This window comes from Micromonospora sp. II (assembly GCF_001709195.1).
Classification (GTDB): Bacteria; Actinomycetota; Actinomycetes; order Mycobacteriales; family Micromonosporaceae; genus Micromonospora; species Micromonospora chalcea.
Map to the genome: position 1 here is coordinate 1 of NZ_LYXF01000025.1, position 24,502 is coordinate 24,502.

Genomic DNA, 24,502 nt, shown 5'->3' on the forward strand with positions numbered 1-24,502 from the left:
GGGCAGGTGGTGGTCTCCCCGTTCGACGTCGCCACGCAGGGCCGGATGGCGGTGCTCGCCGACCCGGCGGGCGCGGTGTTCAGCGTCTGGCAGCCGATGGCGATGCGCGGGGCCGAACTGTTCAACGCACCTGGCGCGATGTGCTGGAACGAGCTGGTCACCCCCGATCCGGAGAACGCCAAGGAGTTCTACGCGCTGGTCTTCGGCTGGCATCCGGAGGAACGTCCCGCCGGGCCGGTGCCGTACACCGGGTGGCGCTGCGGCGCCCGGATCGTCGCCGGCATGCTGCCCCGGGCCGAGCCGATGCCGGAGGACCTGCCCGCGTACTGGGCCGTCTACTTCGCGGTGGAGGACGCCGACGTCACCGCCGCGCGGGCCGCCGAGCTGGGCGGCACCGTCCTGGTCCCGCCGCGCGACAACCCGGCCGGCCGCAGCGCCGCCCTGCGCGACCCGTCCGGCGCCCTCTTCTCCATCTCCACCCTCCGCTGACCCCCTCCGCCGCGCGCGAGGCGGGTCCGGTCGAGATCTTGGTACGGGTTGGCCCCCAGGAGGGCCTGTTCGCACCAAGATCTATCTGCCCTCCCGGCAATCGGAACACCTGCCCAGGATTCGGGACGGCGCTCCCTGAGGGTGGGCTGTTCAGCGGCAAAGCCGCCACCCCGTCCGCCGATCTTGCAGTTGCGGCCCTCGTGGCGTCACATTCGCACCTTTTGTCGGGGCCGGAAGTGCAAGATCGACGGCGCGAAGGCGGGGCGGGTGAGGTCAGGTTGGGCGGACGGGGACCACCAAGGGGCCGTGGTCGCCGGGGATCACCCGGATGTGGGCGCGGTAGTGGCGGGCCAGCAGGGCCTCGGTGAGCACCTCGTCCGGTGGACCGGCGGCGGCCACCCGGCCGTCGGCCAGCAGCACCAGACGGTCGGCGTACTCGCCGGCGATGGAGAGGTCGTGCATGGTGGCCAGCACGGTCAGGCCGTGCTCGCGGCGGAGCTGGTCGACCAGTTCCAGCACCTCCTGCTGGTGCCCGATGTCCAGCGCGCTCGTCGGCTCGTCCAGCAGCAGCAGGGTGGCTCCCTGGGCCAGCGCCCGGGCCAGGAAGACGCGCTGCCGCTCGCCGCCGGAGAGCGTGGCCAGCTCACGGTGTGCGAACGGGCCGAGGTCGAGCCGGTCCAGCACCTCGTGCACGGCGGCCAGGTCGGCGGCGGACTCGCGGCCCAGCGCCGGGATGTACGGGGTACGCCCGAGCAGCGTGTAGTCGAAGACCGACATACCGGCCGGCACCACCGGGGACTGAGCCACCGTGGCCACCACCCGGGCCCGTTCGCGGCGGCGGAGCGCGCCGATCGGCGTACCGAAGAGTGCGACCTCGCCCGGGCCGGTCAGCAGGCCGCCGACGGCGCGCAGCAGGGTCGACTTGCCGGCGCCGTTGGGTCCGATCACGGTGACCCACTCACCGGCGGAGACCGTGAGGTCGACGCCGGCCAGGATCGGGTTGCCGCCGAGGGCGACCCGCAGGTCGTGCACGCGCACGGCGGGGGCGTTCACATCGCCACCCGGCGGGCGGTACGCAGGACGAGGACGAAGAACGGGCCGCCGAGCAGCGCGGTGACCACGCCGATCGGGATCTCGGCGGGGGCGGCGGCGGTACGGGCGACCACGTCGGTGAGCGCGAGGAACGCGCCGCCGAACAGCATGGACAGCGGCAGGATGATCCGGTGGCTGGAGCCGAAGAGCAGCCGCATGGTGTGCGGCACGATGATGCCGACGAARCCGATCAGCCCGGACGCGGAGACCGCTGCGGCGGTACCGAGCGACGCGGCGGCGATCAGCAGGTAGCGGGAGCGCTGCGGGTGCAGCCCCAGGCCGGTGGCCTCGTCGTCGCCGACGGAGAGCACGTCCAGCTCACGCCGGTGCAGCAGCACCACAACGGCGGTGAGCACGAAGTACGGCAGGACCAGCCACACGTCGTGCCAGCCGGCGGTGGCGAGCCGCCCGAGCAGCCAGGAGTAGACCTGCTGGATGTTGTCGGAGTGCTGTTGCAGCAGGTACGTCTGCCCGGCGCCGAAGAACGCCGAGACCGCCACCCCGGCCAGGATCAGCGTGGCCGGTGACCGGTCCCGTCCGCCGGCCGCGCCGAGCAGGTACGTCAGCACGACCGCGCCGAGCGAGCCGACGAACGCGGCGAGCGGGATGGTGATCGGCAGCCCGGTCAGCGCCCCGCCGGCTCCGGCGCCGAGCACGATCGCCGTGGTGACCGCGAAGCCGGCGCCGGCCGCCACGCCGAGCAGGTACGGGTCGGCCAGCGGGTTGCGGAAGACGCCCTGGTAGCAGCCGCCGGCCAGGGCGAGGAGCGCGCCGACGAGCAGGCCGAGCACGACCCGGGGCAGCCGCAGCTCGGTGATGATCGCGATTTCCCGCTCGGTGAGCCCGCTGTCGAGGCGTACCCCGGGTAGCAGGTTGAGCAGTTCGGCGGCGACGCTGCCGGGCGGCAGGCTGACCGGGCCGAGTGAGACGCCGGCCACCAGCGCGACGAACACGGCCACGACTCCGGCGAGCAGCCAGCGCTTGCGTAGCCCGGCGGGCCGGACCGGGGCGCCGCCCGCGCCGGGCGCCCCGCGCCGCCCGGGGCGGGACAGCGACCGGATGCCCGGCCGGGACGCCCGAGGCGTTCCGGCCGGGTTCGGGGCGGAGTCCGCCTGTCGTAGGGCCACTGTCAGGCCGGAACCTTGGCGGTGGCGTCGACGATGACCTTGAGAAGGTCGACCACGCGCGGGCCCCAGCGCGAGGCGATGTCGTCGTCCAGCTCCACGATCTGGTTGTTCTTCACCGCGTTGATGCCGGCCCACCCGCTGCGCGCCTTCACCGTGTCGGCGTTCTGCTTGCAGCACTTGGTGTCGGACAGGAAGACGAAGTCGGGGTTCGCCTTGACGATGACCTCCTGGGAGAGCTGCGGGTAGCCGCCGTTCTTCCCGTCGGCGTCGGACGGGTCGGCGATGTTCTCCAGCCCGGCGAGCGCGTAGATGGTGCCGATGAACGTCTTGCTGGTCGCGGTGTACAGCTCCGGACCCAGCTCGTGGAAGTAGGTCAGCTTCTCGGTGCGCTTGGGCAGGTCCTTGGTCAGCGCGGTGATGTCGTCCTTCATCTTCTGCACCACGGCCTCGGCCTCGGACCGGTGGCCGGTGAGCGTGCCCAGGTCGGTGAGCTGCCGGTACGTGTCGTCGAGCGTGGCCGCGGCGGGGATCTGCAGGACCGGGATCTTCAGCGCGACGAGCTGGTCGGCGATCTTGTTGAGGTTGTCCGAGATCACCACCAGGTCGGGGTTGCGGGAGGCGACCGCCTCGGCGTTCGGCTGGTAGCCGGACAGGTCGGTGCGGGGCGCCTCGGCCGGGTAGTTCGACTGGTCGTCGACGGCGGTGACCTGCTTGCCGGCGCCGATGGCGAAGAGCATCTCGGTGGAGGTCGGCGAGAGCGAGACGATCTTCTCGGGCCGCTTCTCCAGCGTCAGCTTGCCGACGGTGGCCGGGAACGCGCCGCCGGAGGCGCCGGCGGCGGGGGTGTCGGTCGAGGTCTTCTCGGCGCAACCGCCGAGAAGCAGCACGCCGGCCGCGAGCGCGGTGGCGAAGAGCCGGGGGGTACGTCGGGACATGAAGCCTCCTGTCGGTCGAGGAGTGTGGTGCTTCGCCGACAGGAAGAGAGGCCCGTCCGCGAGGCGCCCTTCCTCGAGAGCGCGTGTCGCGACCGGGCCGCAGGCGACCTGGCTCGTCCCACGTCCGTCGGCGCCGGCGGGAGGCCGACGCCGCGCGTACGGGGCATCACAGTTGCGGGACAGCGCCGGTTTCGCACCGGCTTCGCTGTGGCACGGTCGGTGCCACGGTAGCGCACGACCAGCGGAGATCGTCCGGACGGTGGGGGTGGGTGGGAACCCCGGCGGGGGTGGAACCGGGGTTCCCACCCGGTGGTGAGGTCAGCAGTACTGGCTCTGCTTGCCGATCGCCCGGTACGGGCAGTCGGCGTACTCGGACAGGATCAGCACGGCTTCCCGGTTGCGTGAGGTCTGCGCCGGGATCACCTCGTCCGGCGGGTAGAAGCCGCCGCCGGAGGCCGAGCCGGGGTACATCTCGAAGGTGTACGCCCAGATCTTGTGGGCGCCCCACATCCAGTCGATGCTGGTGCCGTCGGCGATGTAGAGGTCGCTCGACTGTTCCGGGGTGTAGTTGTTGGTCGCCGCCATCTGCCGTCCGATGGTGGCGAAGGTGTTGTACTGGTCGGTGTTCATCCCGGTGGCGGTGTTGTTGTACGTGTACCCGTACGGCCAGAGCACCAGCTGCGAGTAGGTGTGGAAGTCGATGTTCGCCTTGATCTGCTGCACCCCGCCGACGACCCGGCTGTTGACGAAGTTGCGCAGCGCCGCGGTCTCCGGCGCGGAGAAGGCGGACGGGCCCCGGTAGGTGTCCGACGACTTCGAGCTGGACGAGCCGCCGCAGCAGCCCCACTGGTAGCCCCAGTTGCGGTTCAGGTCGGTGCCGACGGCGGTGGAGCCGCTGTTGGGCTGCCGGTTCTTGCGCCAGGAGCGGTAGGAGCCGGTGGCGATGTCGTATTCGCTGCCGTCGGGGTTGACGGTGGGGACGATCCAGATCTCCCGGGTGTTGACGATGTTTGTGATCCGGGAGTCGCTGCCGTAGTTGTCGGTGAAGAGGTTGAGCAGGTAGATCGCCATTTCGACGGTGAGGTGCTCACGCGCGTGCTGCTGGGCGTTGAACAGGATCTCCGGCTCCGCCTCGTCGGTGGCGACGTTGTCGGAGATCTTCACGGCCATCAGGTCCCGGCCCTGGTAGGACGTGCCGATGCTCAGCTTCCGCGCGATGGTCGGGTGGTCGGCGACCACCTTGTTCACCACCGCTGTCAGCTCGGCGTAGTCGTGGTAGTTCGAGTCGGCGGGCGGGAACGCGTTGGCGGTCATGCCCCCGTCGGCGTGGTCGTGCTCCGGCACGACGTCCTTCTCGAGCCGGAACCCGAGCCGGGTGATCGCGTTCGCCTCGGCCTTGGTGGCCGTGACGTGCAACACACCGTGTTCGGAGTAGTCGATGGCGGCGCCGGTGCCGGCGACCGCGGTGCGGTCCGCGGCGGTGCGGGGGCCGAGCACCCGGTACGCGACGGTGGCCGGCTCGCCGGAGCCCTCCGGCGCGGGCCGGGCGACGGCGGGCGCGGCGGCCGCGCTGACGATGGTCAGGCCGACGGCGGCGGCGAGCGCCAGCCGGCGGCGGAACGGAGAGGTGCGGAAGGCCATGGACAACCTCCTGGGGGTACGGGAGAGCTCCCGTTGTCCGCACACTCCACCAGGAGACACATGGTCATATCAATATCTGTCTCTCCCTTTAGTCATCCCGACCTGATCGTCACTTCGGCAATGATTTTCCATGCCTGAACATCTGGCGAAACTTCCCGCCAGGCGCGACAGTGAACGGCAACGATGCCGTCTCCCCGTGGAGCTGCCATGTTCGGACGACCCATGCGCGCGGCCGCCCTCGCCGGCCTCACCGCGCTCACCCTCCTCGGCACCACCGCACCGGCCCAGGCACAAGCCCCGCGGCCGGGCGTCACACACGACGAACAGATCACGTTCCAGGAGTTCTCCCGCTTCCCCGACTGGCGCAGCGGCTCCCACCAGGGCACCCGCGCCGTACCGGGCCGCCACCCCGCGCTGACCATCGACCGCCCGGTGGGCACCACCGAGTTCACCGACGAGCACACCGGCACGACCCGCACCTGGGAGTACGCCACCTGGACCTCACCCGAGCGGCGGATCGGGTTCGACGCCAGCGAGATGGTCGCGTCCTGGAACGCCGCCACCCCGGCCGGCACCTGGATCCAGGTCGAGCTGCACGGCACGTACAACACCGGGGCGCAGACCCCGTGGTTCGTCATGGGCCGCTGGGCCTCCGGCGACCAGGACATCAAGCGGTCCACGCTGGACGGCCAGGGCGACCCCTGGTCGAGCATCTGGACCGACACGTTCTCGATCGACGACGCCGACGCCGGAGTGCTGCTGCGCTCGTACCAGTTGCGGCTGACGCTCTACCGCGCGCCCGGCCAGGCCGCCGCGCCGCAGGTGCGGATGGTCGGCGCGATGGCGTCGAACGTGCCCGACCGGTTCACCGTCACCCCGAGCCGGGGCGGCATCGCCTGGGGCACCGAGCTGGCCGTGCCGCGCTACTCGCAGAACGTCCACATCGGCGAGTACCCCGAGTACAACGGCGGTGGCGAGGCGTGGTGCTCACCCACCTCGACGGAGATGGTGGTCGAGTACTGGGGCCGCAAGCCCTCGGCCGAGGACACCTCCTGGGTCGACCCCGCCTACCCCGACCCGACTGTCGACCACGCCGCCCGGATGACCTACGACTACGAGTACGACGGCGCGGGCAACTGGCCGTTCAACACCGCGTACGCGGCGAGCTTCCCCGGCCTGGAGGGCCGGGTCACCCGGCTGCACTCGCTGGACGAGGCGGAACGCTTCATCAAGGCCGGCATCCCGGTGGTCACCTCGCAGTCGTTCCTCGCCAGCGAACTCGACGGGGCCAACTACGGCACCGCCGGGCACCTGTTCGTGATCGTCGGCTTCACCGCCGAGGGCGACGTGATCGTGAACGACCCCGCGTCCTCCTCGAACGAGGCGGTGCGCAACGTCTACAAGCGGGAGCAGTTCGAGCAGATCTGGCTGCGCACCAAGCGCTACCGCGCCAACGGCACAGTGGCCTCCGGCTCGGGCGGCATCGCGTACCTGATCAAGCCGGTCGACCGGCCGTGGCCGGTCGTCCCGGGCTCGACCAACTGGTGAGCGGCTCGACCATCCGGTGAACCGCTCGACCGGCTGGTGAACCGCGAAGGGCCCGGCGCGACGTCGCGCGCCGGGCCCCGCCGGTCCGCTCAGCTGTCGCGGCGTTCGCCGTCCGGCTCGGCCTGGTCCTCACCGGCCAGCGCGGAGCGCAGCCGGTCCTTCTCCACGCGGCGCCGCTCGGCCGCCTCCGCCATCTCCCCGGCCATCTGGTCCCGCAGGCCCTTGAGCAGGAAGAACGACAGCGTGGCGGAGAAGATCAACGCCAGCATCAGCCGCAGGAACATGTTCATGTCGACGAACCAGAGGGCCGCCAGCACGACGACGAACAGCCCGATCCGGCCCAGCGTGTACTTGAGCGCCGCGCTCATTCCCGCATTCCCACTCTCTTCGTGCCTCAGCCCGTACGCCGGGCCAGCCAGTGCACGCCATGAAACCAGACGACCGCGTAGACCACGGTGAACACCGCCGCGGCCAACGCTCCCGTGAACAGCGCGGGCAGCCCCGAGGCCAGTCCGGCGGCCAGCAGACCGGCGAGCACGCCGAGCGCGATGCCGGCCAGCGCCGCCACCACCCGGGCGGCGCCGAACTCCCAGGCCCGGAACTCGTCCCAGAACAACCAGAGCGGCAGGATCACCGCCAGCCAGCCGTTCGTGCCCCCGAAGCCGCTGTCGCCGATGGTGGCGAACGCCCATTCGAAGACCAGCAGCGCCAGCACCCCGATGACCAGGCCGGCGAGGCTCACGCCGAGCAGGTCACCGAGGGTCAGGATGCGCCCCTCGGCGTCACGCCGGGGGAAGGCGCGCTGCTGTTCCTCGCCGCTCATCGCCCGCTCAGGCCCAGACCTGCTGCGGCTCGGACCGGCGCTCGGCCAGCGACGGCGGCCCGTCGTACTCGCGCACGATCTCGTAGCGGGTGTTCCGCTCGACCGGGCGGAACCCGGCGTCCCAGATCATGTGCAGCAGGTCGTCGCGGTGCATGGTGTTCGGCGTGCCGTACGAGTCGGCGTCGTGGGTGATCTTGTATTCCACGACCGAGCCGTCCAGGTCGTCGACGCCGAAGTTCAGCGAGAGCTGCGCCACCGACAGGCCGTGCATGACCCAGAAGCACTTGACGTGCGGCACGTTGTCGAACAACAGCCGGGAGACCGCGAACGTCTTCAGCGACTCGGCCGGCGAGGCCATCGTGGTGCGGGCCTGGATCCGGTTACGGATCTTGCCGTCCGCCGAGTCGACGAAGTCGTGCTGGTAGCGCAGCGGGATGAAGACCTGGAAGCCACCGGTCTCGTCCTGCAGCTCGCGCAGCCGCAGCACGTGGTCGACCCGGTGCCGGGGCTCCTCGATGTGGCCGTAGAGCATGGTCGACGGCGTCTTCATGCCCTTGGAGTGGGCCAGCCGGTGGATGCGCGACCAGTCCTCCCAGTGGCAGTTGTGGTCGACGATGTGCTGGCGGATCTCCCAGTCGAAGATCTCCGCGCCGCCGCCGGTCAGCGACTCCAGGCCGGCGTCCATCAGCTCGTCGAGGATCGCGTCGGCGGTGAGCCCGCTGATCTTCTCGAACCACTGCACCTCGGTCGCGGTGAACGCCTTGAGGTTGACGTTCGGCAGCGCGGCCTTCAGCTCCCGCAGCACCTTCGGGTAGTAGCGCCAGGGCAGCGTCGGGTGCAGGCCGTTGACGATGTGCAGCTCGGTGAGCTGCTCGTCCTCCATCTCCTTGGCCTTACGGACCGCCTCGTCGATCCGCATCGTGTAGGCGTCCTTCTCGCCCGGCTTGCGCTGGAACGAGCAGTACGCGCACGACGCCGAGCAGACGTTCGTCAGGTTCAGGTGCCGGTTGACGTTGAACATCACCCGGTCGCCGTTGAGCTCCGTACGCCTGTGGTGGGCCAGCCGGCCCAGCCAGGTCAGGTCGTCGCTGTCGTAGAGGGCGATGCCGTCCTCGCGGGTCAACCGCTCCCCGGCGTACACCTTCGCTTCGAGTTCGCGCTTGAGTCCGGCGTCCATCCGAAAGCCACGTCCTTCCCCCTGGGTTCCCGATCGAGCGTACGTCGCGGGTCCGACCAGCCGCCGACGTGGTCGAGCCAGTTCACCCGCCGTCACTCTCCGCACATCGACATCGCTGCGACGGTGAGGTAAGACAGGGTGGGGCGGAACACACACCAGTGCCGTCCTGTCCTGACACGCCCCACCTCGCGTGGCGGGCACCAGACCGGACGGGGAGCGGAATGTCCGACAGCACCAAGGCCCGGCGGCGACGAGGCCGGCAGCCGGTGATCTCACCGGTCCTGCGTCCGGCCCTCTGGTCCGCCCTCCTCGGTGCGGTCGCGGCGGCGGCGCTCGCCACCCCGGCCTGGGCCGACCCGCTGCCCGACACCGTGCCCAGCACCGGCTCCCGCCCCCAGGTCACCGGCCCCCTGCAACTGCCCGGCAGCGTCCCCGGCCTGCCCGGCAGCGTTCCGGGCGTGCCCGGAGCAACCGTCCCGGGCCTGCCGGGCGGCACCACCGGCGTCACCAACCCGGCCGACGGCCCGCTGATCGCGCAGATCAACCAGCTCGACGCCCAGGTCGGGCTGCTGGGCGAGGAAATGCTGCGGATCAAGGGCGAGCGGGACGCCGCACAGGCCGAGCTGACCCAGTCCGCCGCCCGGCTCAAGGAGGCCCAGGACGCGCTCACCCGGGCCCAGGAGAACGCGAAGAGCGCCGCCGCCGACGCGGTCAAGGCCGACGCGGCGCTGCCGCCGGGCGAGTTCGGCGCCAGCCTGCGTGACTTCGCCAACCTCCAGCGCATCACCCGGGGCGACAAGGCCGAGGGCGCCACCACGTCGGTGACCGGCGAACTCCTCCGGGCCACGAACGCCGAGCGGATCGCCCGGGAGGCGCACGACTCGGCCCAGCGCCGGGCGACCGAGAAGGCCGCCGAGTTCACCCGCGCCGAGACCGACCTGCGCAAGCAGGAGACGACGCTCGTCGCGCTGCGCAAGGAGAACGCCGCCAAGCTGCTCGAGATCGAGCGCCTGGCCGACGCCGCCGAGCAGCAGCTCGGCACCTCGTACGTCGTCAACCAGAGCATCGACGGCCTGGCGGCGGACCCCAAGGCGCTCGCCGCGGTCCGCTACGCCCTCGCCCAGCTCGGCGACCCGTACCTCTGGGCCGCCGAGGGCCCGGACCGGTTCGACTGCTCCGGCCTGGTGCTCGCCTCCTACCGGTCGGCCGGCTACAAGGGCCTGCCGCGGGTCGCGAAGGACCAGTACTACGCCACCCGCTCCCGCACCGTCTCACCGAACGCGCTGCTCCCCGGCGACCTGCTCTTCTTCGCCTCCAGCAGCAGCTGGACGAGCATCCACCACGTCGCCATGTACATCGGCAACGGCAAGATGGTGGAGGCGCCCCGGACCGGCGACGTCGTCAAGATCTCGGTGGTCCGCTGGTCCCGGCTCTACGCCGCGACCCGGGTGATCGGAGCCGTCGCCGCCCCGGCCACCCCGGCTCCCCCGCCGCCCGTGCCGACCACCCCGCCGCCGTCGTCCCCGACGCCGAAGCCCACGCCCACCACGCCGAAGCCGACGCCGACGACCCCCAGGCCGACGCCGACCACCCCGAGGCCGACCACGCCCACGCCGGACCCGACGACCTCCAGCCCGACGCCCAGCACGCCGCCCAGCCCGCCCGGGGAGCCGACGCCGACGCCGAGCGAGAGCAAGAGCGCCGCGCCGAGCACCAGCGCCGCCCCGAGCAGCAGCAGCGTCGCCCCGTCGCGCAGCACGTCCGCCAGCGCCTCTGCCAGCGCGAGCGGCAGCGCCGACTGACCCAACCCGCACTCCGGCTGTGCGCCCGGGCCGGAATATGGCACGGTGAGATCCAGGCACTTTCGGCCGGCGCCACGGTCGGGGGCGAGCGTAGGTGCGGAGGGGCGAGATGGGCGAGCACGAGGTTCCGGCGGAGAAGGTCCACCCCGGACCGACGCCCGACGCCGCCGACCCTGCCGACGACAGCCCGGCAGCGGCCCGCCCCGGGCCGGTGGCCGTCGCGCGGGCACGGGTGACCGTCGCCGGGGCGGCCGTACCGCCTCCCGCCGGCGACGAGCCGCCGGCGGCGCCGTCGAGCCCCACCACGTACCGCGCGGGCACCCCGGCGGACGCCCCGCCGCTGGACCGGCGTCAGCCCGGCGCGACAGTTCCCCCGTCGACCTGGTCCGCCTTCGCCGTGGCCGAACGCCCGGCGACGCCCGAGGCCCCCATCAGCACACCCGCTGCGGGTACGCCCTCCCCGGCCACGCCGGACGGCCCGGCTGCCGGTATCCCGGCTCCCCGTGTCTCCGGTTCCGCCCGGGTGCCCGTGCCCATTCCGACGGCCCTCGCCGACTCGGCTGCCCCGGCCGTTCCGCCTGCCGTGTCCGCTCCCGCCGTTTCCGCTCCTGCCGACTCGTCCACACCGGCCGCTCCGGCGGGCGCGTCGACTTCGGTGGGCGGCGAGACGCCGGGTGAGGACGCCGCCGGCGCGGATGCGGTCGCGACCGACGATCGACCGGACCGCGACGCCGCGCCGGGCGGGCCGGAGAACGCGGCTGGAAGCACCGCCACCGATCCCCGGGACGGCGCCCCGGCAGCCGGGTCCGCCGACTCCGGCACCGCGTCCCCCGCCCTCGCCGAGCAACCGGCCGGGCCGGGTGCGGTGCCCTCCGCGAAGCCCGCCGACCTCGATGCGGCGCCGTCCGCAAAGCCCGCCGGGCTCAATGCCGCGCTGTCTGCGAAGCCGGCCGGGCAAGGCGGGACGGCGCACGCCCGGGCCAGCGCCGCGGTACCCGGCCTGAGCCGGGTGTCCGCCGACGAGATCGCCGCCTCGGTGGTGACCGCTCCCGCCGCCGCGACCGTCTACCGGGCGGGTCCGGTGAACCCGGAGCCGCCCGAGCCCGCCCAGCCGCCGGAGCCCGCGCAGCCCCCGGCCCCGCACGGTCCGGAGCCCGAGCCGGCGCCGACCCCGGTACCGGGTCCGACCCCGCCGTCGCCCGCGCCGCCGGTGCCGGAGCCGGAGCCGCCGTTCCGGCCCACGCCACCCGCGCCCGCGCCGCCCGCGCCGGCGCCCACCCCACCGGGGCCGGTTCCGCCCGTACCGGGGCCGCCGGTGCCGCCGCCCGGACCCGCGGTGCCCCCGCCGCCGCCCCCACCGGGTCCGATGCCCGCGCCCCCGTTCCCGCCACCACCGGCGATGACGGCCGCGGCGAACCCGCTGCCCGCGCCGCTGTTCCCCGCGCCACCGGCCACCGCAGGCCCGTCGTTCGGCACGCCGTCGGCCACCCCAGGCGCGCCGTCGTTCGTCACGCCACCGGTCACCGCGGGCCCGCCGTCGTTCGCCACGCCGTCGGCCGGCTCGGCGGTTCCGCCCGCGCCCGCCACCACGCCCTTCCCGTCCGCGCCGCCGGCCACGACCGGCACTCCGGCGTCCTCCGCCGAGTCGCCTCCGGCGTGGGCCGCCGCGCCCGTCTCCGCCCCGCCGCCGCCCGCGGTCCCGGCGCCGGCGCTGCCGACCTGGCCGCCGCCGGCCACGCCGGCCCGCGACGCCGACGCGACCCGTCCGGTACGTCAGCAGTCCGGCAGCACGGACCTCGCCGGCGCCGTCTACGGCGGCGGGACGGACGGACCCGGTTTCGCCACCGTGTCGTTCCCGCAGGGCAATCCGCTGGAGAACTCCGGCTCGCTGACCGGGCACATCCTGGCCCAGGGCTGGTCCGAGGAGAGCCCGGCGGCCCGGGGCGGCAACGCCAAGGTGATCATCGTGCTGGCGGTCGCGCTCACCATGCTCATCGCGATCAGCCTGCTCGTGGTCTTCCTGGCCAACGACGCGCTCAGCGGCCTGACCGGAGCCATGCCGGTCGAGTGACGGGGGTGAGCCCGCCCACTACCGCCTCGCACTGCCGTGGCGGAGTGGGCGAAGCGCCGTACACTTGTCTCCGATTACTGACCTGGCGCGCCCCGATTGCGCGCTCATGGGCGATCTTGCGGGCGATTCGGCGGCGTGACAGGCCGCGGCGGGCCATCGCGAAGATGCGCCCCGCTCGAGAGGCATTTCTTGACCACGTTCGCTGAATCCAGCACGTCCCCGTCCGTCGACCCGAACTCCGACGCCGTCGACTTCGCGTCGCTCGGCCTGCCCCGGCAGCTCGTCGAGGCGCTCGCCCGCCAGGGCATCACCACCCCGTTCGAGATCCAGCGGGCCACCCTGCCCGACTCGCTCGCGGGCCGCGACGTACTCGGTCGGGGCCAGACCGGCTCGGGCAAGACGCTCGCCTTCGGCCTGCCGGTGATCGCCCGGGTCGCCGACCGCAACCGGGCCCGGCCGCTGCACCCCCGCGCGCTCGTCCTGGTCCCCACCCGCGAACTCGCCATGCAGGTGAACGACGCCCTCGTGCCGCTCGGCAAGTCGGTGGGCGTCTTCCTGAAGACCGCTGTCGGCGGCGTGCCGTACGACCGGCAGATCGACGCGCTGCGCCGCGGCGTGGAGATCGTCGTGGCCACCCCGGGCCGGCTCGGCGACCTGATCGAGCGCGGCGTCTGCCGGCTCGACGACGTCGAGATCACCGTGCTGGACGAGGCCGACCAGATGGCCGACATGGGCTTCCTGCCCGAGGTCACCCAGCTGCTGTCGAAGACCCCGGCGGACGCGCAGCGGCTGCTGTTCTCGGCCACCCTGGACAACGACGTCGACACGCTCGTCAAGCGGTTCATGACCGACCCGGTCACCCACTCGACCGCGCCGGCCACCGCCGCCGTGTCCACCATGGACCACCACCTGCTGCTGATCCCGCCGCACGACAAGTTCGCGGTCGCCGCGTCCATCGCCGCCCGCGAGGGCCGCACCATGCTGTTCGCCCGTACGCAGCTCGGCGTGGACCGGCTGGTCGAGCAGCTCGCGGCCGTCGGCGTGCGGGCCGGTGGGCTGCACGGCGGCAAGACCCAGCGAATGCGTACCAAGACGCTCGCCGAGTTCCGCGAGGGCCGCACGCCCGTGCTGGTCGCTACCGACGTGGCGGCCCGCGGCATCCACGTCGACGGCGTGTCGCTGGTGCTGCACGTGGACCCGCCGAAGGACCCGAAGGACTACCTGCACCGGGCCGGCCGTACGGCCCGGGCCGGCGAGTCGGGCGCGGTGGCGACGCTCGTGCTGCCCAAGCAGCGCCGCACCACGCTGGCCATGATGGAGAAGGCGGGCGTCGAGCCGGCCGAGACCCGGGTCCGGGCGGGCGACGAGGCGCTGGCCGAGCTGACCGGCGCGCGCGAGCCCAGCGGCGTACCCGTCCGGGACGAGCCGGAGCCGCGACGCGGCGGCCCGCGCCGCTTCGGCGACCGGGACGGCCGGGGCTTCGACCGGGGCGGCCGGGGCGGCTTCTCCGACCGTGGCGAGCGCCGGTTCGGCGACCGCGACGGCCGGGGCGAGCGCCGCTACGGCGACCGGCCCGCGGGCGAGCGGTCCGGCGACCGGTTCGCGGACCGTGGCGGTGACCGCCGGTTCGGCGACCGTCCGGCGGGCGAGCGCTACTCGGGCGAGCGGGCCGGTGGCGGCGAGCGCCGCTTCGGGCGGCCGGAGCGTCGCGACGACCGGAGCTTCGGCGACCGGCGGTCCGACGGCCGGAGCTTCGGCGAGCAGCGGTCCGACGACCGTGGCCAGCGCAGCGACCGCTTCGGCGACCAGCGCGACGACAGGCGTTTCGGCGAGCGCGCCGACCGCCCGTTCGGGGACCGGCACCGGCCGGCGGCCGGGCGCGGGTACGACCGCGACGAGCGGCGGTACGACGACCGGCCGGGTGGCTTCGGTGACCGTCGCCAGGAGGACCGCCCGCACGCCGAGCGGCGTTTCGGTGACCGGGGCGACGCGCGCCCGGCCGAGCGCCGGAGCGGCGGTTTCCGGGCCGAGGGGCGGGGCCGGGACGACCGGCGCGGCTTCGGCGGGCGACCGCCGGCGCGTACCCACTGATCTGAGCGCACCCACGACGCCGCCGCCGAGCACCCGCTCGGCGGCGGCTGTGCGTCTGTGGTGATTTCGGCTCCCGTTCTAGGTGCGCGGCGTGAGGACGGGATGTCGCCGGGTCGGCTCGTTCCCTACCTTCGAAGTCATGGGCAAGGAGACGGGACCGGGCGAACTCGTCGCGGCCGGTGAGATCTTGAAGATGCTCGGCGTGGGCAGATCGAGATTCCGCGAGATCCGGCGGCATCCCGCATTCCCCGCGCCGTATCAAGAGCTGTCGGTCGGCGCCGTCTGGCTGAAGCGGGACGTGGAGCGGTACATCCGGGAGCACCGGCCGCCCCGGCCGGCGGACGACGACGAGTAGCCCGAAGAGGCATGACCATGACTACCTTCGTCGGGTGAGACGACCACGCCTGTACGGGCCCGGTGAGCTGGCCGCCCTGTTCGGCGTATCGCGTCAGCGGGTCCTGCAGATCACCCGCCGCCCCGGGTTCCCCGAGCCGCTCGCCCGGCTGATCGGCATGAACGTCTGGGACGCGGACGAGGTCGACGAGTGGGCCCGCCACAACCGGCCGCCGCGCCCTACTGAGGGCGACGAGCAGGGGTAGTCAGTGGCCATCCGGCCGGCGGCGGCGTTCGCGCATCCGCTGCCGCCGACGGCCGGGTCGCGTAACGTCCGGACCATGCCGAAGTCGCTCTTCTGGGCCCGGACCGACACCGCCGGCTGCGAGCACGTCGTGCTCGACGGCGGGCAGGGGCTGACCGCGCAGGGCGTGGCACTCGCCGTGGACCCGATCCCGTACACCTGCCGTTACCGCCTGGCGCTCGCGCCCGACTGGTCGACCGACCAGCTGGAGGTCGAGGCAGAGGGCGCGGGCTGGTCGCGGAGCGTACGCCTGGAACGGGGCCGGGACGGGTGGCGCGTGCGTACCGGCGAGGAGGGTGACCTGGACGCGGCGCTGAGCGCGGCGGGCCACCCACCGGCGGGCCTGCCGGGCACCGACGACCCGGGCCGGCTGGACGACGCGCTCGACGTCGACCTGGGCGGGTCCCCGCTGACGAACACGCTGCCGATCCGCCGGATCGGGTTGGGGCGGCTGCCCGCCGACATGGCGACGGCGGTGACCGTGGCCTGGGTGCTGCTGCCCGGCCTGGCCGTGGTCCCCGCCGAGCAGGTCTACACCTCGCTCGGCCCGGGCCGGGTCCGGTACGCCAGCGGCACGTTCACGGCCGACCTGGAGGTCGACCCGGAGGGTTTCGTGGTGCGCTATCCGGGGCTGGCCGAGCGGGTCGACCCGCGCTGACAGTCCGGGGTCCGGCTCAGGCCGCCGGCCAGGCGCCGTCGGTCAGGAACCGGTCGATGGTGGCCAGGTGCGGGGCGAGGTCGAGGCCCTGCGCGGCCACCCACTCGTCGGAGTAGTAGGTGTCGCCGTACCGGTCGCCCGGGTCGCAGATGAGCGTGACCACCGAGCCGGTACGTCCGTCCGCCAGCATCTGGGCGATCAGCCCGAACGCGCCCCACAGGTTGGTGCCGGTGGAGCCGCCCACGCGGCGGCCGAGCACCGCCGAGCCGGCCCGCATGGCGGCGAGCGACGCGGCGTCCGGCACCTGCACCATCCGGTCCACCACGCTGGGCAGGAAGGACGCCTCGACGGTGGGCCGCCCGATGCCTTCGATCCGGGAACCTCGGTCGGTGCGTACCGACCAGTCGCCGGCCTGCCAGGCGGGGTAGAACGCGGAGTTCTCCGGGTCCACCACGCAGAGCTTGGTGGGCAGCCGCCGGTAGCGGGCGTAGCGGCCGATGGTGGCGCTGGTGCCGCCGGTGCCGGCGCCGACGACGATCCAGGCGGGCACCGGGTGCCGTTCCAGCGCGAGCTGGGCGTAGATCGACTCGGCGATGTTGTTGTTGCCCCGCCAGTCGGTGGCCCGCTCGGCGTACGTGAACTGGTCCATGAACCGGCCGCCGCTGTCCTCGGCGAGCCAGCGCGCCTCCACCACCACCTTCGCCGGGTCCTGGACGAGGTGGCAGCGCCCGCCCTGGAACTCGATCTGGGCGATCTTCTCCGGCGAGGTGGAGGCGGGCATGACCGCGATGAACGGCAGCCCGAGCATCCGCGCGAAGTACGCCTCGGAGACCGCCGTCGAGCCGGACGACGCCTCGACGATCGTGGTGTCCGGGCCGATCCAGCCGTTGCAGAGCCCGTAGAGGAACAGCGAGCGGGCGAGCCGGTGCTTGAGCGAGCCGGTGGGGTGCACCGACTCGTCCTTGAGGTAGAGGTCGATCCCCCACTCGCGGGGCAGCGGGAACGGCAGCAGGTGGGTGTCGGCGGAGCGGTTGGCGTCCGCCTCGACAGCGGCGATCGCCTCGGTCACCCAGCGCCGGCTGGCCTCGTCGCACCGGTCGAGATGAGTCACGTCGGCAACGTTACAAGCGAGGTGGGCTCGGGTTTCCCCGGACCCGGCGGGCCTGCCGCCGCTGCCCGGCCCGGCCGGTGGCCCGGATCACCGGCGTGAGGGCCAGGGCGAGCCGGGGGAAGGCGTCGAGCAGCCGTACCTGCGCGCCGCGCCAGCGCGGCAGGCTGACCACCGGCCGGGGCCGGCGGGCCAGCCGGACGGCCCGCGCGGCCACCCGCTCCGGCGTGAGCAGCGAACCGGTGAAGGATGCCAGCGCACCCGGGTCGTCCAGCTTGTCGTGCAGCATCGGCGTCCAGATCCCGTCCGGGCACAGGCACGACACGTGTACGCCCCGGACGCCGGCCATCCGCAGGTCGCTCAACGTGCCGAGGCTGAACGCGAGCAGGGCGTGCTTGCTGGCCGCGTACACCGTCTCGCCGGGCGCGGCGATCAGCCCGGCCAGCGAGACGACGTTCAGCACGTGGCCGCGGCCCTGTTCGCGCATCACCGCGACGGCGGCGAGCGTGCCGTTCATCGCGCCGAGCGCGTTCACCTCGACCACCGCGCGCCGGGTCGGGGCGTCGTGCCCCCAGGACGGGCCGGTGACCAGGATGCCCGCGTTGTTCACCCAGAGCCCGAGGCCGCCGGCTGCGGCCGCCGCCTCGGCGGCCACGTCCGCGCAGGCGGATTCGTCGCGTACGTCGAGCGGGCGCGACCAGCCACCCAGCGGCGCGGCGGCGGTCGCCACGGCATCGGCGTCGACGTCGGTGAGCAGCACGTTCCAGCCGTCGGCGTGCAGCGCGACGGCGATGGCCCGGCCCAGCCCGCCGGCCGCACCCGTGACCACTGCGGCGCCGCGTCCCGAGATCGTCATCGGCGCACGGTAACCGCAATCCCCGCGCCGGGGCCAGAGTGATCAGGCGGTGGGCGGTTCCAGCGGCTGCGGGCGGTTCTCCCACTTGGTCGACAGGGCGATGCTGGTACGGGTGGATGCCACGCCGGCCGTCCGGTTCAGCCGGACGATCAGCTGCTCCAGCTCGGCGATCGTGCCGACCCGCGCCTTGAGCAGGAAGGACTCGACGCCGGCCATGAAGTAGCAGGACTCGATCTCGGGGATGCGCCGAAACGACTCCAGCACGTCGTCGGTGTCCGCGTCGGAGTCCTCGATGATGCCGATGAGCGCCGTGACGCCGAGCCCGATCGACTCCGGCTCGACCTCGGCCCGGTACGCCCGGATCACGCCGCTGGACTCCAGCTTGCCGACCCGCTCGTGCACGGCCGGGGCGGAGAGGCCGACCTGACGGGCCAGCTCGGCGTACGACAGACGGGCGTTGCCTCGCAACAGCTCCACAAGGCTCAGGTCGATCGTGTCCACGGAGAGTGACCCTATCTCGATCGGGGCCCGGCACTGCGGCCACCGGGCGACGATGAGGTCGGGCCGCGCCTATCACAAACGTGCGCTCACGGGGGTTCTCCGCCGGTACCATTTCCTAACTTCCCAGTGTGTGCGTTTTTCGCGTTTGGCGGACACGTCCGGTAGCCGGTGCTGTAATTGCCATACGTCCCTCATGACGGCTCTGGGCTCGCACCGGCCGGGGGCAGTGTGTTCAGCCGGGGGCTTCGTCGACGCGAGGAGGGGGCTGTGGACACTGGAGATCGCCTGCTGACACCGGGTGAGGTCGCTGCGCTGTTTCGGGTTGACCCGAAAACCGTGACCAGATGGGCAGCGGCCGGCCGGATCGGCAGTATCCGGACTCCAGGAGGGCACCGCCGGTTTCGGGAATCCGAGGTGCGGGCCCTGCTCGAGGGGGAGGGCATGCTGGACGAGGCGGAGGACATGGGCAAGGCCCGCAACATGGGCCCGACCGCTTCCACCGGCCCCGGCCCGGCGAACGCCGGCATGTACTGAACGTGCGGGGCGCGGTCCGATCGAGGCCGCGCCCCGCTCGTCGTACGCCGGGTCCGGTCAGGCCGGGCCGGGTTCCCGGCGACCGGAGGCCAGCTCGCCGGCCCACCGCCGGAACAGCGTGTGCGGGACGCCCAGCGCGTCCAGCACCTTGCCGGCCACGAAGTCCACGAGCTGCCCGGCGGAGGCCGCCGCCCCGGTGCCGTAGAAGCCCGGGCTGGCCGGCAGCACCACGGCTCCGGCGTCGTGCAGCGCGATGAGGTGCTCCAGGTGGCTGCGGGTCACCGGGGTCTCCCGGGGCACCACCACTACCGGGCGGCGCTCCTTGAGGTTCACCTCGGCGGCACGCTGGAGCAGATCCTTGGAGAGCCCGATGGCGATGCCGGCGCAGGCGGCGGTGCTGGCCGGCACCACCGCCATCCCACGTACCCGATAGGAGCCGCTGCTCGGGCCGGCGGCCAGGTCACCGGCGGGCCAGTGCCGGATGTCCGCGCCGGTGAGGTCGCGGTCGAGCCAGGCGGCCAGGTCCTCGGCCCAGTGCCCGTCCCGGAAGGGCCGGCCGGTTTCGTCCAGCACTGTCAGCCGGGCCGCCCGGGACACGATCAGGTCCACCGCCTGGCCCGCGTCGAGCAGTGCCCGGACGACCGCCGCCGCGTACGGCGTGCCCGAGGCGCCGGAGACACCCACCACCCATGGTTCGCGCATGCCCTCAAGCGTGCCTGGTCGCCGCGGGCGGCGGACCACGACCCCCGTTCGGGCGGCCCGCCCGGGATGTCCAGAGGGTTCACGGGAGTTCCCTCGGCGTGAAATTCTTCGATCGGCAAATCCACTTCCGTGGGAAGGGCCGGTGATGACTGCGGCGGTGCTGCGGGCGCTGCGCTCCGACTGCCCCATCACGCCCCGCCTCTCCCCGTACGCGGACGACGTGCAGGGCTGGCTGGTGGAACTGGTCGACCGGCTCGGTCTGCCGCCCGACCCGGCCACCCGGCGGCGGCTGGCGCGGGCCGGGTTCGCCCGGTACGCCGGCCGCCTCTACCCGGACGCCACCGAGGCGGACCTGCGGGTGCTGACCGCGCTGTTCACCTGGTTCTTCCTGGTCGACGACGCCTGCGACGGGCGGGACGGGCTGACGCCGGGGCAGATCCGCGCGTTGCGCGACGGCGCGCTCGCGTTGCTGCGCGAAGGTCCGCGAGCCCGCCATCCGGGCTTCTCCGGCCCGCTGCGCCGCCTGTTGGTGCAGGCGTGGCGGGAGCCCCGCCGCCGGATGCCGGCCCGCTGGCGGCTACGTTTCGCCGACGCGGTCGCCGACCACCTCGACGGCGTCCACCGGGAGGCCACCGCCACCGGGTCGGGCCGTCCGCCGGGCGTCGCCGAGTACGTGCGGCTGCGCCGGGCCACGTCGGCGGCGTACGTGTCGTACCCGCTCATCGAGTTCGCGTCCGGACGCCCGCTGCCCGACGCGGTCTACCACCACCCGGCGCTGCGGCGGCTCGCGGACCTCGCGAACGACCTGCTGTCCTGGTTCAACGACATCGCCTCGCTGGAGCGCGACCACGCCACCGGCGGCGGGCACAACCTGGTGCTGGCGGTGGCCGCCGAGCGGGGCGTGCCGCTGCCGGCGGCGGTCGACCTGGTGGCCGGGCACTGGCGGGCCGAGATGGACCGGTTCGCGGCGCTCCGCGCGGCGGCGCCGTCGTTCGGCCCGACGCTCGACGACGCCGTCTCCGTCCACCTCGACGGCCTGGCCGCCGCCGTGCGCGGCACCGTGGACTGGACGCTGGAGAGCGCCCGCTATCCGGTCACCCCGGCGTCCTGACCGCGTTCCGGCGTTGCCGTTACGGCCGCAGGCCGAGCCGGATCACCAGGTCGAGCAGCGCGAGGACGAACAACGCGATGCCGACGAAGCCGTTCGCGGTGAAGAACGCCCGGTTGACCTTGCTCAGGTCGGTCGGGCTGACCACCAGGTGCTGGTACGCGAAGGCGGCAGCGGTCAGCGCCAGCCCGATCCACCACAGCCAGCCGAAGCCGACCCACGCGCCGAACCAGATGAACAGCGCGAACGTCACCACGTGCGCGACGGTGGAGGCGTGCAGCGCGAAGCGCCGGCCGTACCGGGCGGGGACGCTGTGCACGCCGATCTCCCGGTCGATCTCCGAGTCCTGGCAGGCGTAGATCAGGTCGAAGCCGCCGATCCAGAGGCCGACCGCCGCGCCGAGCAGCCAGGCCGGGCCGGAGCCGTCGAGCGTGCCGGTGACCGCCAGCCAGGCGCCGACCGGGCCGACCGCCTGCGCCACCGCGAGGATGGCGTGCGGCCAGTTGGTGAACCGCTTGCCGTACGGGTAGACGACCAGCGGCACCACGGCCAGCGGCGCGAGCACCAGGCAGAGCGGGTTGAGCAGGGCGGCGGCGGCCAGGAACACCACGAGCGCGACGGCCGCGCCGGTCCAGGCCGTCCGCACGCTCACCGCGCCGGTGACCAGTTCCCGGTTCGCCGTACGCGGGTTCCGCGCGTCGATCCGCCGGTCGAGGATGCGGTTCGCGGCCATGGCGAACGTCCGCGCGCCGACCATCGCCACGGTGATCAGCAGCAGGTCGCCCCAGCGCACCCGGCCGCCGTTGAGCTGCATGGCGGTCAACGCCGACAGGTACGCGAACGGCAGCGCGAAGACCGAGTGCTCGATGGCGACGAGCTTGAGGAAGGACGCGACCCGGCCGGGCCGTTCCTGTACCGCCGCCGTCATCAGATCCCGTATTCCTTCCAGCGCTTGTCCACCAGTGAGACCACCTCGGGCGACATCCGCATCTCCTCCGGCCAGCCCCGGGTGTAGCCCTCCTCGGGCAGCTTGCGGGTCGCGTCGATGCCCGCCTTGCCGCCCCAGAACTGCTGGTACGAGGCGTGGTCGAGGTGGTCCACCGGGCCCTCGGTGAGGAGCAGGTCACGGGCGTAGTCGACGTTGCCGAAGGCGCGGAACGCGACCTCGTTGTAGTCGTGGACATCGCAGTCCTCGTCCACGATCACGATCAGCTTGGTCAGCGACATCATGTGCGCGCCCCAGATCGCGTTCATCACCTTCTGCGCGTGCTTCGGGTAGCGCTTGCGGATCGACACGATCGCGCAGTTGTGGAAGACACCGGCGGCGGGCAGGTCGTAGTCGACGATGTCCGGGATCAGGAAGCGCAGCAGCGGCGCGAAGATCCGCTCGGTGGCCTTGCCGAGACCGTGGTCCTCCTGCGGCGGCTGGGACGTGACGATCGAGTGGTAGACCGGGTCGCGCTGCATGGTCATGCACTCGATGTGCATCACCGGGAACGGCTCGACCGGCGTGTAGAAGCCGGTGTGGTCGCCGAACGGCCCCTCGGGCAGCCGCTCGCCCGGCTCGATGTAKCCCTCCAGCACGATCTGCGCGTGCGCCGGCACCTGGAGCGGGACGGTCAGGCAGTCGACCATCTCGACCCGCTCACCGGCGAGGAACCCGGCGAACAGGTACTCGTCGATGTCGGCGGGCAGCGGCGCGCTGGCCGAGTACGCCACCACCGGGTCCGCGCCGATCGCGATCGCCACCGGCAGCCGCTCGCCCAGCCGCTCCGCGACCGCGTGGTGCGCGGTGGAGTTCTTGTGGATCTGCCAGTGCATGCCGATCGTGTTGTGGCTGTGCTGCTGGAGCCGGTAGAGCCCGAGGTTGCGCTTGCCGGTCTCCGGGTGCTTGGTGTGGGTCAGCCCGAAGTTGTGGAAGATCCCACCGTCACCGGGCCACACCTGCAACCCGGGCAGCCGGTTCAGGTCGACGTCGTCGCCCCGGTAGACGACCTGCTGGCAGGGGGCGGTCTTGACCTTCTTCGGCGGCATCGACTTGAGCTGCATGACCTTGCCGAGGCCACCCATCATCCCGGAGAAGCCCTGCGGCAGCTCCGGCTTGAGCAGCTCGCCGATCCGCGCGCCGATCTCGTCGAGGTCTTCCACCCCGAGCGCCATCGCCATCCGCTTCTCGGTGCCGAACAGGTTGATCGCCACCGGCATCTCGCCCCGGGTGGGGCGCTCGAACAGCAGCGCCGGCCCGCCGGCCCGGACGGTGCGGGTGACGATCTCGCTGATCTCCAGCGTGGGGTCGACCGGCGCGCTCACCCGCCGCAGCTCGCCCGCGCGCTCCAGCGCCGCGAGGAAGTCCTTGAGATCGGTGTACGGGAAGCCACGAGCCGCCATGCCGCCATCCTCCCGCACGTTCCTGGGAGGTAAGGAAGGGCCCCCTGTTAACGCCTCCGGTAGAGGACGGGCCCCTTCTTAACACCCCGCAGCTCAGGCCGCAGGCGTCCAGGCGTACGCGGCCAGCGGCGCGTCGAGCGGCGCGTCGGTGAGCCGGTTGGCGAACGTGGAGATGGTGTACGTGCCGACGCCGAGCACCACGTCCAGCGCGTGCCGGCGCTGCCACCCGGCGGCGAGCAGCGCGTCGAGGTCGGCGTCGGGGACCGCGCCCCGGTGGTCGAGGACGGCGACGGTGAACCGGCGCAGCGCCTCCAGCCGAGGGTCGGGCAGCGTCGCGCCGGTCCGCAGCGCCTCGATCAGCTCCGGCGCGGCGGCGTGCCGGACGAGCGTAGCGGTGTGCATGGCCACGCAGAGGTGGCAGCCGTTGCGGGTGGCGACGGTGAGCACGACCACCTCCCGGGCGACCGCGTCGAGGTCGGTCGCCTCGAACGCGGCGTTGGCGGCGAGGAAGCCCTTCAATAGTTCGGGTGAGCCCGCCATCAGGCCGACGGCAGCGGGCAGGTGGCCCAGCGAGCGGCGTACCCCGGCCATGACCGGGCGGGCGGCGGCGGGTGCGGTGTCCGGCTCGTACGTGGTGAAGCGGGACATGACTGTGCCCCTCTCGTAAGATAGTCAACGTGGTTGACGAAATAGTAAACGTGGTTGTCGAACGTGGCAACGCCTGACCGCCCCGGCTTCGCGCTGCCGCTGCTCCTGCTCGCCGGCTTCCGTACGCTCGTCGACGACCTGCACGCCGAGCTGGCCCGCCAGGGGCACCCCGAGCTGCGCCCGGCCCACGGGTTCGTCCTCCAGGCCGTCGGCCCGGACGGCACCACCGCCTCCGACCTCGGCCAGCGCCTCGGCGTCTCCAAGCAGGCAGCGGGCAAGACGGTGGACCGGCTGGTCGCGCTCGGCTACCTGGAACGCGTGGACGACCCGACCGACGCCCGACGCAAGCTGGTCCGGACGACCGCGAAGGGCCGCGACGGGCTGCACCGCTCGGCGGCGGTCTTCGACGAGCTACGCGACCGCTGGGCGGCCACGCTCGGCGCGGACCGGGTCGCCGCCATCGAGGACGACCTGCGCCGGATGGTTCCCGCCGACGTGTTCCGCCTCGACGTCCCCGGCTGGTTCGGCGGATGAATTCGTCACTGACAGGATCGCCGACGGCGGTT

Annotated in this window: 24 protein-coding genes, 1 pseudogene and 1 riboswitch; of the genes and pseudogenes, 11 read left to right on the plus strand and 14 right to left on the minus strand. The window is 73.0% G+C overall.

Going from position 1 to position 24,502, the window contains the following annotated elements; all coding sequences use genetic code 11:
• Positions 1–489: VOC family protein (locus tag A8711_RS16040; RefSeq protein WP_141707663.1), on the plus strand; the 489-nt coding region annotated here is incomplete at its 5' end.
• A gap of 273 nt (positions 490–762) precedes the next feature.
• Here A8711_RS16040 and A8711_RS16045 read toward each other — a convergent pair.
• The 4 genes and pseudogenes from A8711_RS16045 to A8711_RS16060 form a co-directional block, all read right to left on the minus strand.
• Positions 763–1,542 carry an ABC transporter ATP-binding protein gene (locus A8711_RS16045; RefSeq protein ID WP_043327362.1) on the minus strand — a complete coding sequence of 260 codons (780 nt, stop codon included), beginning with the start codon at positions 1,540–1,542 and terminating at the stop codon, positions 763–765.
• Positions 1,539–2,633, minus strand: coding sequence for an iron ABC transporter permease (locus A8711_RS16050; protein ID WP_069088714.1), 1,095 nt, complete (start codon positions 2,631–2,633; stop codon positions 1,539–1,541). The genes A8711_RS16045 and A8711_RS16050 overlap by 4 nt, the downstream gene beginning before the upstream one ends.
• Before the next feature lie 77 nt (positions 2,634–2,710).
• Positions 2,711–3,643, minus strand: a complete 933-nt coding sequence (locus tag A8711_RS16055) for an ABC transporter substrate-binding protein (RefSeq protein WP_069088697.1) — start codon at positions 3,641–3,643, stop codon at positions 2,711–2,713.
• A 107-nt stretch (positions 3,644–3,750) separates the two neighbouring features.
• A riboswitch (cobalamin riboswitch) is annotated at positions 3,751–3,844 on the minus strand.
• A gap of 120 nt (positions 3,845–3,964) precedes the next feature.
• Positions 3,965–5,284 (minus strand): annotated as a pseudogene (locus A8711_RS16060) (M14 family metallopeptidase); the annotation flags it as partial.
• Between the two features lie 207 nt (positions 5,285–5,491).
• Between A8711_RS16060 and A8711_RS16065 the strand changes: the two are divergent.
• Entirely contained in the window at positions 5,492–6,832 is a 1,341-nt protein-coding gene (locus A8711_RS16065) for a C39 family peptidase (protein WP_069088698.1), read from the plus strand.
• Positions 6,833–6,921: 89 nt separating this feature from the next.
• Here A8711_RS16065 and A8711_RS16070 read toward each other — a convergent pair whose 3' ends face one another.
• The 3 genes from A8711_RS16070 to mqnE are packed head-to-tail and all read right to left on the minus strand — an operon-like array spanning position 6,922 to position 8,832.
• The gene (locus tag A8711_RS16070; protein WP_069088699.1) at positions 6,922–7,200 is read right to left on the minus strand and encodes a DUF4229 domain-containing protein; all 279 of its coding nucleotides are present in this window, start codon (positions 7,198–7,200) and stop codon (positions 6,922–6,924) included.
• Positions 7,201–7,226: 26 nt separating this feature from the next.
• Entirely contained in the window at positions 7,227–7,655 is a 429-nt protein-coding gene (locus A8711_RS16075; protein WP_043327373.1) for a hypothetical protein, read from the minus strand.
• Between the two features lie 7 nt (positions 7,656–7,662).
• Positions 7,663–8,832 (minus strand): aminofutalosine synthase MqnE, encoded by a 1,170-nt coding sequence (gene mqnE / locus A8711_RS16080; RefSeq protein WP_043327375.1) that lies wholly within the window; start codon positions 8,830–8,832, stop codon positions 7,663–7,665.
• A 221-nt stretch (positions 8,833–9,053) separates the two neighbouring features.
• On the opposite strand from mqnE, the gene A8711_RS16085 reads away from it, so the two are divergent.
• From A8711_RS16085 to A8711_RS16110, 6 genes are all read left to right on the plus strand, one after another.
• A complete protein-coding gene (locus A8711_RS16085; protein WP_069088700.1) occupies positions 9,054–10,634 on the plus strand; it encodes a C40 family peptidase in 1,581 nt (526 codons plus the stop codon).
• 109 nt (positions 10,635–10,743) lie between these two features.
• Positions 10,744–12,705, plus strand: coding sequence for a hypothetical protein (locus A8711_RS16090; protein ID WP_069088701.1), 1,962 nt, complete (start codon positions 10,744–10,746; stop codon positions 12,703–12,705).
• A gap of 189 nt (positions 12,706–12,894) precedes the next feature.
• On the plus strand, positions 12,895–14,796 hold the full coding sequence (locus tag A8711_RS16095) for a DEAD/DEAH box helicase (RefSeq protein WP_069088702.1): 1,902 nt from the start codon (positions 12,895–12,897) through the stop codon (positions 14,794–14,796).
• A gap of 139 nt (positions 14,797–14,935) precedes the next feature.
• A complete protein-coding gene (locus tag A8711_RS16100) occupies positions 14,936–15,151 on the plus strand; it encodes an AlpA family transcriptional regulator (protein ID WP_064448410.1) in 216 nt (71 codons plus the stop codon).
• A gap of 34 nt (positions 15,152–15,185) precedes the next feature.
• Complete coding sequence (locus A8711_RS16105) at positions 15,186–15,395, plus strand: AlpA family transcriptional regulator (protein WP_041798756.1); 210 nt, start codon at positions 15,186–15,188, stop codon at positions 15,393–15,395.
• 75 nt (positions 15,396–15,470) lie between these two features.
• Positions 15,471–16,091, plus strand: coding sequence for a putative glycolipid-binding domain-containing protein (locus A8711_RS16110; RefSeq protein ID WP_043330730.1), 621 nt, complete (start codon positions 15,471–15,473; stop codon positions 16,089–16,091).
• 16 nt (positions 16,092–16,107) lie between these two features.
• On the opposite strand, the gene A8711_RS16115 is transcribed toward A8711_RS16110, so the two are convergent.
• Genes A8711_RS16115 through A8711_RS16125 form a run of 3 tightly spaced genes read right to left on the minus strand, consistent with a single transcriptional unit; the run spans position 16,108 to position 18,556 of the window.
• Positions 16,108–17,202 carry a PLP-dependent cysteine synthase family protein gene (locus A8711_RS16115; protein ID WP_069088703.1) on the minus strand — a complete coding sequence of 365 codons (1,095 nt, stop codon included), beginning with the start codon at positions 17,200–17,202 and terminating at the stop codon, positions 16,108–16,110.
• 10 nt (positions 17,203–17,212) lie between these two features.
• On the minus strand, positions 17,213–18,055 hold the full coding sequence (locus tag A8711_RS16120) for an SDR family oxidoreductase (protein ID WP_069088704.1): 843 nt from the start codon (positions 18,053–18,055) through the stop codon (positions 17,213–17,215).
• A gap of 42 nt (positions 18,056–18,097) precedes the next feature.
• Positions 18,098–18,556 carry an Lrp/AsnC family transcriptional regulator gene (locus A8711_RS16125; RefSeq protein WP_018787850.1) on the minus strand — a complete coding sequence of 153 codons (459 nt, stop codon included), beginning with the start codon at positions 18,554–18,556 and terminating at the stop codon, positions 18,098–18,100.
• Between the two features lie 267 nt (positions 18,557–18,823).
• Between A8711_RS16125 and A8711_RS16130 the strand changes: the two genes are divergently transcribed.
• Entirely contained in the window at positions 18,824–19,090 is a 267-nt protein-coding gene (locus A8711_RS16130; RefSeq protein WP_013473529.1) for a BldC family transcriptional regulator, read from the plus strand.
• Positions 19,091–19,147: 57 nt separating this feature from the next.
• Here A8711_RS16130 and A8711_RS16135 read toward each other — a convergent pair whose 3' ends face one another.
• Positions 19,148–19,792 (minus strand): UbiX family flavin prenyltransferase, encoded by a 645-nt coding sequence (locus tag A8711_RS16135; protein ID WP_069088705.1) that lies wholly within the window; start codon positions 19,790–19,792, stop codon positions 19,148–19,150.
• Positions 19,793–19,937: 145 nt separating this feature from the next.
• Between A8711_RS16135 and A8711_RS16140 the strand changes: the two genes are divergently transcribed.
• Positions 19,938–20,903, plus strand: a complete 966-nt coding sequence (locus A8711_RS16140) for a terpene synthase (protein WP_069088706.1) — start codon at positions 19,938–19,940, stop codon at positions 20,901–20,903.
• Between the two features lie 19 nt (positions 20,904–20,922).
• Here A8711_RS16140 and mqnP read toward each other — a convergent pair whose 3' ends face one another.
• The 3 genes from mqnP to A8711_RS16155 all read right to left on the minus strand — a co-directional run bounded on the left by mqnP (position 20,923) and on the right by A8711_RS16155 (position 23,936).
• On the minus strand, positions 20,923–21,828 hold the full coding sequence (gene mqnP, locus A8711_RS16145; protein ID WP_069088707.1) for a menaquinone biosynthesis prenyltransferase MqnP: 906 nt from the start codon (positions 21,826–21,828) through the stop codon (positions 20,923–20,925).
• Complete coding sequence (locus A8711_RS16150) at positions 21,828–23,288, minus strand: menaquinone biosynthesis decarboxylase (protein ID WP_069088708.1); 1,461 nt, start codon at positions 23,286–23,288, stop codon at positions 21,828–21,830. Before A8711_RS16150 ends, mqnP begins: the two co-directional genes overlap by 1 nt.
• Positions 23,289–23,381: 93 nt before the next feature.
• Positions 23,382–23,936: a carboxymuconolactone decarboxylase family protein gene (locus A8711_RS16155; RefSeq protein WP_069088709.1), complete on the minus strand. Its 555-nt coding sequence runs from the start codon at positions 23,934–23,936 to the stop codon at positions 23,382–23,384.
• Positions 23,937–23,999: 63 nt separating this feature from the next.
• On the opposite strand from A8711_RS16155, the gene A8711_RS16160 reads away from it, so the two are divergent.
• A complete protein-coding gene (locus tag A8711_RS16160) occupies positions 24,000–24,470 on the plus strand; it encodes a MarR family winged helix-turn-helix transcriptional regulator (protein ID WP_043327395.1) in 471 nt (156 codons plus the stop codon).
• The last annotated feature ends 32 nt before the right edge of the window (positions 24,471–24,502 follow it).

Excerpts from the sequence above, each read along its gene's own strand:
- A8711_RS16055 (WP_069088697.1), bottom strand. The coding sequence starts at position 3,643 with ATGTCCCGACGTACCCCCCGGCTCTTCGCCACCGCGCTCGCGGCCGGC.
- A8711_RS16065 (WP_069088698.1), top strand. The coding sequence starts at position 5,492 with ATGTTCGGACGACCCATGCGCGCGGCCGCCCTCGCCGGCCTCACCGCG.
- A8711_RS16070 (WP_069088699.1), bottom strand. The coding sequence starts at position 7,200 with ATGAGCGCGGCGCTCAAGTACACGCTGGGCCGGATCGGGCTGTTCGTC.
- A8711_RS16075 (WP_043327373.1), bottom strand. The coding sequence starts at position 7,655 with ATGAGCGGCGAGGAACAGCAGCGCGCCTTCCCCCGGCGTGACGCCGAG.
- mqnE (WP_043327375.1), bottom strand. The coding sequence starts at position 8,832 with ATGGACGCCGGACTCAAGCGCGAACTCGAAGCGAAGGTGTACGCCGGG.
- A8711_RS16085 (WP_069088700.1), top strand. The coding sequence starts at position 9,054 with ATGTCCGACAGCACCAAGGCCCGGCGGCGACGAGGCCGGCAGCCGGTG.
- A8711_RS16090 (WP_069088701.1), top strand. The coding sequence starts at position 10,744 with ATGGGCGAGCACGAGGTTCCGGCGGAGAAGGTCCACCCCGGACCGACG.
- A8711_RS16100 (WP_064448410.1), top strand. The coding sequence starts at position 14,936 with ATGGGCAAGGAGACGGGACCGGGCGAACTCGTCGCGGCCGGTGAGATC.
- A8711_RS16110 (WP_043330730.1), top strand. The coding sequence starts at position 15,471 with ATGCCGAAGTCGCTCTTCTGGGCCCGGACCGACACCGCCGGCTGCGAG.
- A8711_RS16120 (WP_069088704.1), bottom strand. The coding sequence starts at position 18,055 with ATGACGATCTCGGGACGCGGCGCCGCAGTGGTCACGGGTGCGGCCGGC.
- A8711_RS16135 (WP_069088705.1), bottom strand. The coding sequence starts at position 19,792 with ATGCGCGAACCATGGGTGGTGGGTGTCTCCGGCGCCTCGGGCACGCCG.
- A8711_RS16140 (WP_069088706.1), top strand. The coding sequence starts at position 19,938 with ATGACTGCGGCGGTGCTGCGGGCGCTGCGCTCCGACTGCCCCATCACG.
- mqnP (WP_069088707.1), bottom strand. The coding sequence starts at position 21,828 with ATGACGGCGGCGGTACAGGAACGGCCCGGCCGGGTCGCGTCCTTCCTC.
- A8711_RS16155 (WP_069088709.1), bottom strand. The coding sequence starts at position 23,936 with ATGTCCCGCTTCACCACGTACGAGCCGGACACCGCACCCGCCGCCGCC.